We start from the raw sequence: 11,129 nt of genomic DNA, 5'->3' as shown, positions 1-11,129 counted from the left end.
GTAACGCCAATTGTCGCGGCGCCCGTAGCCGTGACGGCGCTGGAGGATTTGATGTCGACGCCGATCGCCGAGCCGATGATCTTGATGTCTCCATCGGTTGACATCACTCGTGTCCGATTCCCGAAGATGACGACGCCGTCAGCGTGACTGCCCGTACCTCCAGCACCGTCGATCGTAATCGTCGCCGCGTCCGCTCCTTTGCCGGTGGACGAGACTACAGCACCGTCGACAACACCTACCCCATTGTCGCCGATTCCCAAGATTCTGATATCGCCCTTCACCGAGCTGATTTGGGCATCGTCGTTGCGAATCAAGACGCCGTCACGCTCCCCGGTGCCGTTAATCGTTATAGTGGCTGCCTCCGCGCTCTCACCTACTGACGAAAGCGTCATTGTTGCATTAAAAGATTCATTTTAAGGTTTCCCTAAGAGCGATTTAACGCTCGAATAACTACTCAATTGTAAGGACAAACAATGAAACTTTTAAAACTAGTCATACTTGCTTTAAACCTTTTTATTCTACCTATATACGCACAAACCGTGCAATTTAATATTGAAGCGGTTCAGCATAACAATGGCAAACTCTTTGTGCAGCTTTTCCAAGGAGAGGACAACTACAAAAAAGGTAAAGTCTATGACAACACCGTTGTTAACGCACAAAAAGGTAATGTTAGCGTAACGTTTAACGACGTTGCACCAGGTGACTACGCCATCCGTTTTTTCCATGATGAAAATGATAACGGTAGCCTCGATACCAATATACTTAGCATCCCCGTTGAAGGTTATGGCTTTTCCAATGACGCTCCTGCGAGATTTGGCCCACCAAGCTATAGCGAAATGGCATTTGCAGTTGCTGATAGCCCAGTTATTAACACCTCAAAAGTAAATTACTAAGGAAAGTCATTATGCAGCGAAGAGACGCAATTAAAAGCTTATTCGGTCTATCTGTGGTAGCTGGCTGCTCTGCGCTGCCAACCTTTGCAAATTTGCCACAGGCACACAACGACCTTTTAAAACTTAACGACGAGCTTTTTAAAAAAGCAAGTGCCTCCAACCCAAATTTAATTGGCTTTGAAGGTGTAACTCATGATTTACCTTTGCAACAGCTAACCCTTGAAGGCGCGGTGCCTCGTGATTTTAGGGGCTCGCTTTATCGCAATGGACCAGCGGTGCATCAGCGCAACAATCAGCGTTACCTGCACCTGTTTGAAGGCGATGGCATGATCCAACAATTTAACTTTACTGAGCGTGGCATCACCCATCAGGGCAAATTTGTGCAAACAGCTAAATATCAAAAAGAGCAAACAGCCAATAAATTTTTATTTTCAGGCCCAGATAGCAAACTGCAAAACAGCCTATCGGTAAATAGCCCTGATGCAATTAACACAGCCAACACCAATGTGATCCCAGTAAATGGCGAGCTTTGGGCACTTTGGGAAGCAGGTTCTGCAACAGCACTTGATGCCACCAGCCTAGCAACCAAAGGAGTTGTCAATTTAGGCAACAACACGCGCTATGGTAACAGCTTAAAAGGCCTGCCTTTTTCGGCGCATCCGAAAGTTGAGGCTGATGGCAGTATTTGGAATTTTGGCAGTACCATCAACGGCGACATTGTGCTCTACCACATCAATAAATTTGGTATCACACAAAAAGTGAATTTGCTGCAAAGTGGCTATCGTGGCGGCATGCTACATGATTTTCTAATTACACAGCATCATGTACTCATAATTTTGCCATCGCTTGAACGAGATAAAACCGACGAGCGCTTTTTTGGTGCTATTCGCTTTAATAAACAGCAACCAATGCGCGTATTGGTAGTTGATAAAAACACCCTTACTTTAAAACGCGAATACCAGTTAGATGCTGGCTTTGTTTTTCACTTTGGTAATGCATGGGAAGATGCAAAAGGCACTATTCGCTTTGATGCAAGCCTTTACCCAAATATTGAATCCTTGCATTACATGAGCGATTTAATGCGCGGTGTAACTAGCGAAGCTACCCCTGCCAACACCGTATTATTCACGCTTCATCAAAATGGTACTAGCGATAAGCAAATCATTGATGGCATCAGTGAATTCCCTCGCGTGTACGACCACTTAACAGGGCTACAAAATAATTTACTAGTGACTTTATCATCGGTAACAAGTGACGTGTGGAGCGACAGTGTGCGCGTGGTTAATGTAAATAATGGCAAGCAAGATACCTTTGTTTATGGAGAAGACTTTTTAGTTGAAGAGCATGTGATTATTGATAATTCACAACAAGAAGGAAACGGCTATTTAGTAGGTACAGCATTGCATGTGCCGTCAAAACGCACCTGCGTTAATATTTTCAAAATAGGTCATGTTAGTGATGGGCCCATTTGCCGCGCTTGGCTGCCTTACACCTTACCACTTGGGTTTCATGGTAATTTTATGGCGGTTTAACAATTCTTGACAATGCTTTATGGTGAACTTATTTATAATTCGTATCTCAAAACAGAGACTTATTTAAAAAGGACGTACCATGAAGCCATTGTTTTATCTATCACTGTTAGCGCTTTCCAGTTTTGCATCTGCCAACAGCCAGCTGCCCAATCACCGACATATTGCCATTACAGGCTACGGTGAAACTTCAGTAAAACCCGATATCGCAATTTTGCATTTATCGGTAGAGCATACTGATAAAAAAAGTGCTGAAGCGAAAGCTGAAGTAGACAAGCGCTTTAATGCGCTGTTAAAAAGCTTAAAAAAGTTTGATATCAAAGAAAACGACATTGTTGCATCGCGCATTGCCACGTCACCACGCTATGAATACTCTCAGCAGCAACGTAAACAATTGCATGTGGGTTATTCAGCTAATCGCACCATCAAAGTTACGGTAAACGATTTAAACCTGTTAAGTGACGTAATGGACTTAGCACTAAGTGTTGAAGTAAATCAAATCCAACATCTTGAGATGGCATCATCAAAAGAAGAAGAGCTACAACTAAAAGCCGTTGAACTTGCCATTGAAAACGCAAAAAGCAATGGCGCTTTACTTGCCAAAGCATTTGGTGCATCACTTGGCAAAGTTTATAGTATTGATGTTCAAAATCATGAACAAATCAGACACTACAGTAATATGGAAAAAATGGGCAACGCCCGAATGATAAGTGCCGATATGGGCTCGGTATCGCCAGGCACTTATCTTCAAGATGAATTAACCTTTAAAGCCACAATTAATGTGGTATTTGATATTAAAAGTAAGTCATAACATTTGTTTTCATCTAACCAATAGTAACTTGCTGAGCAACAGCAGCTCGTTGCTCAGCTAATTTTTAACATAAAGAATAATGCGCAAATCAGATAAAAAAATTGATAACTCTATTCGCCAAGCGCTAACTGCACTTTGCGAAAACCACTTAAAAGATCTTTCAGGCTTTTGTTGGATTACTCATACCGTAAACTACCAAAAGTTCCCACAAAGCCTGCAAATCACTTGTGTATTTGAACACGACGACGCTTTAAACCATTTTATGCAAAGTGATGAATTAAATAGCACCAAAGCACTTATTATTAATGCGCTTAGTCCATTAGATATTAAACAAAATATACTAAACCAATGCATTTACTTTACCACCCAGCAAAAAGCGCCTTAACGGCGTTTGGCATTATTAACTAGGAACTCTTATGCTGCGATTTTTTAGCCTTTTATTATGTATCTTGCCATTTTTAGTGAGCGCCAATGAAGATGTGATAAGCGTTGACCGCGTGGTACCCAATAGCATTGAACTGGCGTTTCCCAATGAGCGCAATATTGAGCCTGAACTAAGTGATTTTCAAATAAACAATTTTATTTTAATGAGCAACGATGAGGGAGAGCGCTTTGCCGTCGTCACGATTAAAAACCTATCTAGCGGTTCACGTACATTAAATCACAACCATTTAATAGCGCAGGTAAGTAATGGTGCACGTATTAATCCATTGCCGTTTAAACACGCTTTTAATGGCGATGAAACCATATCACTCACTATCAATTTTGGTGAAAGTAAATTTCCTTTACTGACGGACTATACCCGTACAAAATAGCTAAATACGGCACAAATAAGGAAGCCTAAAGATGTTAAATTGTTACAATACCGGTTTAATCATTGTTGATATTCAAGGAAAATTAGCCACATTAATGGATGGCGGCGAGCAATACATTAATCACTGCCAAGCACTTATTGGCGGTGCCAAAGAGCTCAATTTACCGATTATTTGGCTTGAACAAAACCCTGAAAAACTTGGCAATACGCACCCTAACATCGCTTCTTTATTAGATGGCATCAACCCGATTACCAAATACACTTTTGATGCCTGCCGCGAGCCAAACTTTCTTGCGGCTATCGCCAAAGCAAACAAACCCAATTGGCTCGTTTGCGGAATTGAGGCGCATATTTGTGTATATCAAACTGCCGCGAGTCTGTTACAAAATAACTACCAAGTACATTTAGTGAGTGACTGTATTGCATCGCGCAAACTAGAAAACAAACAGCTCGCTGTTAATAAATTGCAGCATCTGGGCGCACGCATTACAGGCCTTGAAATGGCGTTATTTGAGCTAGTCAAAGACTGCCGCGATGAGCGTTTTAAAACCATTTTAAATTTAATTAAGTGACCTTCTCGCTGACACGCCAATTATGTTAGGCTGTGATGGTGTATCTAATAAGTAGTCTGAATAATGATCCCGAGTAAGTATCAACGCTTTGTTTTTGCCTTTTTTATGGCGCTTTTAATGTCATGTTTAATGTCATTTGTAATCACATTATTTAATGTTGGATTAGTTGATAACGTTCTGACTATTTGGTTAAAAGCATGGGCATTCGCCTTTGTTGTTGCCTTTCCAGCAGTTACCTTAGTAGCACCCGTTGTGGCAAAGCTTACTCAATTTGTTTTAGCCAAAGATTAGACATGTAAGGAGCACAAAATGAAAGTATATTTATCAGGTGAAATTCACAGCGACTGGCGCGAACAAATCATTTCTGGCTGCCAAGCAAAACAGCTCGACATTACCTTTGTTTCGCCCAATACCGACCATGAATCCAGTGATGCTGCAGGCGATTGCCTAGGTGGAGAAAGTAATCCATTTTGGCGCGATCACAAATCAGCAAAAGTTAACGCCATTCGTATTCAAAACGCCATTAAATCGTGTGATTTAGCGATTATTCGCTTTGGCGACAAATACAAACAGTGGAATGCGGCGTTTGATGCGGGTTACTGCGCAGCATTAGGTAAACCTTACATTACACTGCATAGCGAAGACATTGTGCATGCACTTAAAGAAGTAGACGGTAGCGCACAAGCCTGGGCAACTTCGCCATCACAAATTGTTGAGATACTAGCGTATACCTTAAAGCCATGAGCCAGACACTATTTGATAACCTGCAACTTGGCGGGCTCACCCTACAAAACCGCATAGTAATGGCACCCATGACCCGTTCTCGTGCCACGCAACCAGGTAATATTCCTAACGATTTAATGGCAGAATATTATGCTCAACGTGCAAGTGCGGGCCTGATTATTACAGAAGGTGCGCCCATTTCACCTGTTGCACGTGGCTATTCGCTTACACCAGGTATTTATACTGAAGAGCAAATAGCAGGCTGGCAAAAAGTAACTCAGGCAGTGCATGAGCGCGGTGGCAAAATTTTTATCCAGCTTTGGCATGTGGGCAGGCGCTCAAGTACTGCTATTGAAGGATTACAACCCTTGGCACCTTCAGCTCTTAAAGAGCCAGATAAAGTATATGGCCCAATGGCCAATGGCGAGCTAGGTATGATAGAAACTACAATGCCAAAAGCCATGGATTTAAGCGATATTCAAAACACAGTTGATGACTTTGTGATTGCTGCAAAAAATGCCATGTTAGCAGGTTTTGATGGTGTTGAAATTCATGGTGCACATGGTTACTTGCTTGATCAGTTTATGCGCCGTTATGCCAATCAGCGTAATGATCAATACGGCGGTTCAATTGAAAATCGCATTCGCTTAACTGTCGATGTTTGCAACGCCGTTGCCAATGCTATTGGCAGTGATAAAGTGGGGCTGCGTATTTCACCATTTGTTTCTAGCAGCTTCCAACAACATGACAGTGAGATGCCAAAACTCACTCTTGCACTTTTGAAGGCGCTCGCACCGTTAAACTTAGCTTATTTGCATTTATCGGAAAATATTGGCAATCACCAACCGATTAGCGACTCATTTAGAAAGCAAATGCGTTTACTTTATCCGCACCCGATAATGCTTGCCGGCGACCTGACACAACAACGCTCCGAACAGTTTCTAAAGCATGGCTTTGCAGAGCTATTCGCGTTTGGTACAGCATATATTTGCAACCCAAATTTGGTAGAAAAAATGGCGCAAAATCAACCATTAAACACCTTACCAAATGATGTTCACAATACATTTTATGGTGCTGGTAAAGAAGGTTATACCGATTATTGAAACATTTGCAGTTTCGAATAAAAGCAATTACTCTAAAAACTCTCACTCATCTACAAGGAATCAAGATGAATAAAAAACTCCTTTTAATTTCACCTCTTATTGCAAGCTTAACAGCGTGCGCAATGTTCCCTTTCGAAAAAGAAGTACAAGACGGTCATTTCCGCGTTGAGAATTTTAGTTACGATCATATGAATGACACCAAAGAATACGTTTATTTAATGTGTCATAACAAAAAACCAACGGGTTGGATTGCGGCAAGGCAATACCCAGCAGGCGAACACGACCTTTGGGTAAAAGCAACGTTTCAAAACGTTGGCGTTTTACACTCTTACCGTGAAGCGTTTATTAACTTCAAAATGGATTTTCCTGAAGGTGGAAATTACCAGCTTGCTCACGAAATTAACAATGAAAACATTTCGGTATGGTTACAAGATGTAGAAACCAAAGAAAAAGCATCAGAAGTAATCACAAAACCTCTGGCTCGTCATAATGTGGCTGACAACGGTAAACACATACAACAATGCAAACAAGGTACTGTTTAAATGCAATTTGAGCGTTTAGGGCAGCATTCTCCTAGTGATATCACAACACTGTTCACTCATGTGTTTAGTGATTCAGAGGGCGCGAACACGGGCCTACAAATCGGTGCATTAACTGACCAAATGCAACGTGAATGTAATACCGATGAATTAATGCCCTTTATCGCTCATCAGCACGGTACTTTATTTGCTGCTGTGTTTTTTAGCCAGCTTTATTTCAAACACCCTAGCAAAATTAAAGCGATGATCTTATCGCCAATGGCGGTAGCGTCATCACAACAAGGTAAAGGCATTGGTCAAGGGTTAATCCGCTTTGCCTTTAACGACTTAAAAGATCATGGCGTAGACTTTGTAGTCACCTATGGAGACCCACGTTTTTACAGCAAAACGGGTTTTGAACCGATTTCAGATAAGCAACTTACCCCGCCATTTACGCTATCTTTCCCACACGGGTGGCAAGCTGTTTCTTTAACGGGTAAGTCGCTCAATGAACTGGTTGGTGAAATAAGCTGTGTTGCACCACTAAACCAAGCTGAGTATTGGTAATACGATGAAAACAATAGGCCTTTTAGGTGGCATGAGTTGGGAGTCAACACTCAACTACTACAAAGCAATTAACCAAGGTGTTAAGGCTGAACTTGGTGGTTTAAATAGCGCACAAATCTTGCTGTATAGTGTTAATTTTGATCACATCGAAAAGCTACAACGGGCAGGCGAATGGCAACAAATGGGCGATATGCTCAGTAAATCAGCACAAGATTTAGAAGCCGCAGGTGCCAATTGCTTACTAATTTGCACCAACACCATGCATAAAGTAGCACACCAAATTGAGCAGCAGATTCAAATTCCCCTATTACACATTGCCGATGCCACAGCGGCGCAGCTAATCAATGATGGTATTTCGCGCGTTGCTTTATTAGGTACCGCGTTTACCATGGAACAAGGCTTTTATAAAAACCGCCTCACTGAAAAATTTGGTATTGATGTTGTTGTGCCAAATGAATACGACCGCAGTTTTGTGCATCGCGTTATTTATGATGAGCTCTGCTTAGGTGAGAATAATCTTGAGTCAAAAGAGCGCTACCTAAACATAATTAATAAGCTTTATCGCCAAGGTGCACAGGCAATCATTTTAGGCTGCACCGAAATTGCATTATTGGTGTCACAAAACGATACCGACATTCCGCTTTACGACACCACAACGATTCACGCAGATGCAGCAGTGAAATTTGCACTTAAAAACTAGCCTTTTAAGTGCAACAGTCTGTTTTACAAAAGCTCAATTATTGGTGTTTACCAACTTGCCAGCCATTGTGTGTTAGGTGCTCTTTGCCTGCAGCAACAGCGCCGTCTTCCATGGTTGTACCCATGCTATCATTCCAGCGATTTAAATAACCAAACAGCGAAATTACACCCAAAATTTCAACAACTTCACCATCATTCCAGTGTTCTTTTAAATTAGCCGAAATCTCGTCATTAACTGCATTAGGCACGCTGGATGCCGCCAGTGCAAATTCAAATGCGGCTTTTTCAGCATCACTGTATAAATCGGATGTTCTAAATTGCCAAATATGCTTTAAACGCTCATCGCTGCCGCCATAACGCTCGGCCGCTAAAATGGTATGCGCTTCACAATAACGACAGCCCGTATTAGCACTGGTGATATAGCCAATTAATCGCTTTTGCTCTGCTGTTACGCGCCCTTCGTTTGCCATTACGGCTTTATTTAAATTAATAAATGCACGGGCAATTTCTGGGCGAATTTGCATGGTTAATACGCTATTTGGGCAAAAGCCTAAGGTTTCGTTAAAGAACTTTGCAAGTTCTGCCACTTCGCTGTCGTGATCCGATGATAAAGGGGTTACTAACGCCATGCTTGTCTCCTGTTGATTATATTTATGTTGCATATGCAACATAAATATAATCAAGCCAATGGCCACTGTCTATCATTTTAAAAACTTAGTTTTTTATAACCAAAATTACTAGCCAAGTATGAATTACTGAAAAATCTAACCAAATTTTTATATTTTTTAAGATTAGTTTTTGCTTTCACCTTGCTAATAACGCGTTAAACAATCTGTTTGAAAGCGAGTTCAAAATATACAATGTAAATAAATTGTTACACACCATCTTTAGGTGCTCTCTTGCCTGTATAAAAATAAAGCAAAAACACAAACTGGAATGACCAGTTTATAAATTAAGCTAAAGATTGATTCTGAGGTGTATCTGAGATTTATTTGTGTACAACAATAACAACAAAGGAAATACCATGAAGATTAAACTTCTTTCGCTGTCCTTATTCTCAACTTTGCTTGCGTCAAGTTACAATGCAAACGCATTTATTGAAGTAAAACCAAACATTGTTGGTGGATCAGAATCAACACCATACTCTCGCCCTTATCAAGTCGCACTATTAATGAATGGCCGTCAAGGTTGTGGTGGTACATTAATTAGTAAAGATTGGGTGTTAACTGCAGCACACTGCCTTGATAACGCATCAACAGCATCATTAACAGTACGTGTTGGCGCACACAGCATAAGCCGTAATGATGGGCAAACCATTGCTGTATCTCAGATAATAAATCATGAATATTGGCGTGGTGCTAATGGCATTCGCAGTGGTTATGATATTGGCCTACTGCGCCTTGCATCACCTGCAAGCAGCGAATATACCCCTGCCAAACTGCCAACACAGCAAATTGAACAAACTTATGCCGATGTTGGCGACCGCGTAACGGTTTCTGGCTGGGGACTGACTTACAATCAAGGCTCACCAAGCGATGTACTTCGCGAGGTGCAATTGCCTGTTATTTCTAATAGCAGTTGCTCTAGCCAGCTCAACTACAACATACCAAATTCGGTAATTTGTGGCGGTGGTACAGGTGGCGTTTCGGCATGTAATGGCGACAGTGGTGGCCCATATGCGGTAAAAGTAGGTAATGATTTTTACAGCATTGGTACGGTAAGTTGGGGCATTGCATGTAGTGGCGCCACGGCATTTACCCGCACTACCAGTTACCTCGATTGGATCAAACAAAAAACAGGCATAAGTGATGACACAAACGACAACGCGCCCACTGCCAATTTTAGCTTCACAATTAATGGGTTAACTACACAGTTTAGCGATTCATCAAGTGATGATAATGGCATAAACAGCTATCAATGGGACTTTGGTGATGGCAGCTCAAGCCAGCAGCAAAACCCAAGCCACCAATATCAGCAAGCGGGTACCTACACCGTAAAATTAACCGTGGTTGATACAGCAAACCAAAGCAACAGCTTAACTAAGTCGGTTACTGTGTCTGAGGGTAATCAATCTGGCTGTGATGGCTTAACCGCTTGGTCGTCAACGCAATCGTATGCACTGGGTGACAAAGTAAGCTTTAATGGCCGTAAATACGAAGCAACTTGGTGGTCTACAGGCGCACAACCCGATGTTTACAGCAATGTATGGCGAGACTCAGGTACCTGTGGCACAACAGGTGGCGACCAAGCACCTAATGCTGATTTTAGCTTTAGTGTGAGTGGCTCTACTGTGCAATTTAGCAACCTTTCGTCAGATGACAATAGCATTACAAGTGTCGATTGGCGCTTTGGTGATGGCAATACATCGCAAGCGACAAGCCCATCTCACAGCTACGCTGTAGCGGGTACTTATACTGTGACGTTGACAGTAGTTGATAGCAGCGGTCAAACCGACAGCATTTCAAAAACGCTTACAATTACAGACGGCAACCAGAATAACTGCCAAGCCCCAACATGGGACGCGTTACAGGTGTATTTTGCCGGTGATCAGGTATCGCTTAACAACAAGGTATACCAAGCAAACTGGTGGACTCAAGGTGAAAACCCTGAACAAACAGGTCAATGGGGCGCATGGTCATTAGTTGGTCAGTGCCAATAAACTAAAAGGCGCCAATTGGCGCCTTTTTTCATTTTTAAACCTGCGGTTATAACTGGTGTTCAAAGTACACACGGTAGGTTGACGACCAAATTGGGTGATCCACTTCCAGTAAATAACAGCAAAAGTCATTGGCATCTAACTCAGCAAAATTAAACAAGTAATCTGTCATCGCTTGCATATCGCCTTGCAGTGGCGTGCCATTTGGCACAATTTTTAACTCAGGGAATTCCGGCAGTTTTTC

The 11,129-nt window shown here is 42.0% G+C and carries 16 protein-coding genes; 13 read left to right on the top strand and 3 right to left on the bottom strand.

Translation table 11 applies throughout. The features are described from left to right. Positions 1-392: hypothetical protein (locus ABYD77_RS14665; protein ID WP_372770866.1), on the bottom strand; the 392-nt coding region annotated here is incomplete at its 3' end. 81 nt (positions 393-473) lie between these two features. Between ABYD77_RS14665 and ABYD77_RS14660 the strand changes: the two genes are divergently transcribed. The 12 genes from ABYD77_RS14660 (at position 474) to ABYD77_RS14605 (ending at position 8,230) form a co-directional block, all read left to right on the top strand. After that, positions 474-893, top strand: a complete 420-nt coding sequence (locus ABYD77_RS14660) for a DUF2141 domain-containing protein (protein ID WP_372770865.1) — start codon at positions 474-476, stop codon at positions 891-893. 11 nt (positions 894-904) lie between these two features. Then, positions 905-2,425: a carotenoid oxygenase family protein gene (locus tag ABYD77_RS14655; protein WP_372770864.1), complete on the top strand. Its 1,521-nt coding sequence runs from the start codon at positions 905-907 to the stop codon at positions 2,423-2,425. Between the two features lie 79 nt (positions 2,426-2,504). Then, complete coding sequence (locus ABYD77_RS14650; RefSeq protein ID WP_372770863.1) at positions 2,505-3,233, top strand: SIMPL domain-containing protein; 729 nt, start codon at positions 2,505-2,507, stop codon at positions 3,231-3,233. A gap of 79 nt (positions 3,234-3,312) precedes the next feature. Next, positions 3,313-3,618: a Fis family transcriptional regulator gene (locus ABYD77_RS14645; RefSeq protein ID WP_372770862.1), complete on the top strand. Its 306-nt coding sequence runs from the start codon at positions 3,313-3,315 to the stop codon at positions 3,616-3,618. 31 nt (positions 3,619-3,649) lie between these two features. Further along, positions 3,650-4,048 (top strand): hypothetical protein, encoded by a 399-nt coding sequence (locus ABYD77_RS14640; RefSeq protein WP_372770861.1) that lies wholly within the window; start codon positions 3,650-3,652, stop codon positions 4,046-4,048. Positions 4,049-4,079: 31 nt separating this feature from the next. Then, entirely contained in the window at positions 4,080-4,619 is a 540-nt protein-coding gene (locus ABYD77_RS14635) for a hydrolase (RefSeq protein ID WP_372770860.1), read from the top strand. 63 nt (positions 4,620-4,682) lie between these two features. After that, positions 4,683-4,910 (top strand): DUF2798 domain-containing protein, encoded by a 228-nt coding sequence (locus tag ABYD77_RS14630; protein WP_274760220.1) that lies wholly within the window; start codon positions 4,683-4,685, stop codon positions 4,908-4,910. A gap of 18 nt (positions 4,911-4,928) precedes the next feature. After that, on the top strand, positions 4,929-5,363 hold the full coding sequence (locus ABYD77_RS14625; protein ID WP_372770859.1) for a YtoQ family protein: 435 nt from the start codon (positions 4,929-4,931) through the stop codon (positions 5,361-5,363). Next, positions 5,360-6,445, top strand: coding sequence for an alkene reductase (locus ABYD77_RS14620; protein WP_372770858.1), 1,086 nt, complete (start codon positions 5,360-5,362; stop codon positions 6,443-6,445). Before ABYD77_RS14625 ends, ABYD77_RS14620 begins: the two co-directional genes overlap by 4 nt. Before the next feature lie 65 nt (positions 6,446-6,510). Next, a complete protein-coding gene (locus ABYD77_RS14615; RefSeq protein ID WP_372770857.1) occupies positions 6,511-6,987 on the top strand; it encodes a hypothetical protein in 477 nt (158 codons plus the stop codon). Beyond that, on the top strand, positions 6,988-7,530 hold the full coding sequence (locus ABYD77_RS14610) for a GNAT family N-acetyltransferase (RefSeq protein WP_372770856.1): 543 nt from the start codon (positions 6,988-6,990) through the stop codon (positions 7,528-7,530). It begins immediately after the preceding gene. A 4-nt stretch (positions 7,531-7,534) separates the two neighbouring features. Then, positions 7,535-8,230, top strand: coding sequence for an aspartate/glutamate racemase family protein (locus tag ABYD77_RS14605; RefSeq protein ID WP_372770855.1), 696 nt, complete (start codon positions 7,535-7,537; stop codon positions 8,228-8,230). A gap of 37 nt (positions 8,231-8,267) precedes the next feature. Here ABYD77_RS14605 and ABYD77_RS14600 read toward each other — a convergent pair whose 3' ends face one another. Next, a complete protein-coding gene (locus ABYD77_RS14600; RefSeq protein ID WP_372770854.1) occupies positions 8,268-8,858 on the bottom strand; it encodes a carboxymuconolactone decarboxylase family protein in 591 nt (196 codons plus the stop codon). A 395-nt stretch (positions 8,859-9,253) separates the two neighbouring features. Here ABYD77_RS14600 and ABYD77_RS14595 point away from each other — a divergent pair, with 395 nt between their 5' ends. After that, on the top strand, positions 9,254-10,888 hold the full coding sequence (locus tag ABYD77_RS14595; RefSeq protein ID WP_372770853.1) for a trypsin-like serine protease: 1,635 nt from the start codon (positions 9,254-9,256) through the stop codon (positions 10,886-10,888). Positions 10,889-10,934: 46 nt separating this feature from the next. Here ABYD77_RS14595 and ABYD77_RS14590 read toward each other — a convergent pair. Then, the coding region (locus tag ABYD77_RS14590) for a hypothetical protein (protein ID WP_372770852.1) at positions 10,935-11,129 on the bottom strand (195 nt) is incomplete at its 5' end.

The organism is Pseudoalteromonas sp., assembly GCF_041629635.1.
Classification (GTDB): Bacteria; Pseudomonadota; Gammaproteobacteria; order Enterobacterales; family Alteromonadaceae; genus Pseudoalteromonas.
This window is presented reverse-complemented; position numbering and strand designations above follow the sequence as displayed.

Excerpts from the sequence above, each read along its gene's own strand:
- ABYD77_RS14635 (WP_372770860.1), top strand. The coding sequence starts at position 4,080 with ATGTTAAATTGTTACAATACCGGTTTAATCATTGTTGATATTCAAGGA.
- ABYD77_RS14600 (WP_372770854.1), bottom strand. The coding sequence starts at position 8,858 with ATGGCGTTAGTAACCCCTTTATCATCGGATCACGACAGCGAAGTGGCA.
- ABYD77_RS14640 (WP_372770861.1), top strand. The coding sequence starts at position 3,650 with ATGCTGCGATTTTTTAGCCTTTTATTATGTATCTTGCCATTTTTAGTG.
- ABYD77_RS14620 (WP_372770858.1), top strand. The coding sequence starts at position 5,360 with ATGAGCCAGACACTATTTGATAACCTGCAACTTGGCGGGCTCACCCTA.
- ABYD77_RS14650 (WP_372770863.1), top strand. The coding sequence starts at position 2,505 with ATGAAGCCATTGTTTTATCTATCACTGTTAGCGCTTTCCAGTTTTGCA.
- ABYD77_RS14595 (WP_372770853.1), top strand. The coding sequence starts at position 9,254 with ATGAAGATTAAACTTCTTTCGCTGTCCTTATTCTCAACTTTGCTTGCG.
- ABYD77_RS14630 (WP_274760220.1), top strand. The coding sequence starts at position 4,683 with ATGATCCCGAGTAAGTATCAACGCTTTGTTTTTGCCTTTTTTATGGCG.
- ABYD77_RS14615 (WP_372770857.1), top strand. The coding sequence starts at position 6,511 with ATGAATAAAAAACTCCTTTTAATTTCACCTCTTATTGCAAGCTTAACA.
- ABYD77_RS14645 (WP_372770862.1), top strand. The coding sequence starts at position 3,313 with ATGCGCAAATCAGATAAAAAAATTGATAACTCTATTCGCCAAGCGCTA.
- ABYD77_RS14610 (WP_372770856.1), top strand. The coding sequence starts at position 6,988 with ATGCAATTTGAGCGTTTAGGGCAGCATTCTCCTAGTGATATCACAACA.
- ABYD77_RS14655 (WP_372770864.1), top strand. The coding sequence starts at position 905 with ATGCAGCGAAGAGACGCAATTAAAAGCTTATTCGGTCTATCTGTGGTA.
- ABYD77_RS14625 (WP_372770859.1), top strand. The coding sequence starts at position 4,929 with ATGAAAGTATATTTATCAGGTGAAATTCACAGCGACTGGCGCGAACAA.
- ABYD77_RS14605 (WP_372770855.1), top strand. The coding sequence starts at position 7,535 with ATGAAAACAATAGGCCTTTTAGGTGGCATGAGTTGGGAGTCAACACTC.
- ABYD77_RS14660 (WP_372770865.1), top strand. The coding sequence starts at position 474 with ATGAAACTTTTAAAACTAGTCATACTTGCTTTAAACCTTTTTATTCTA.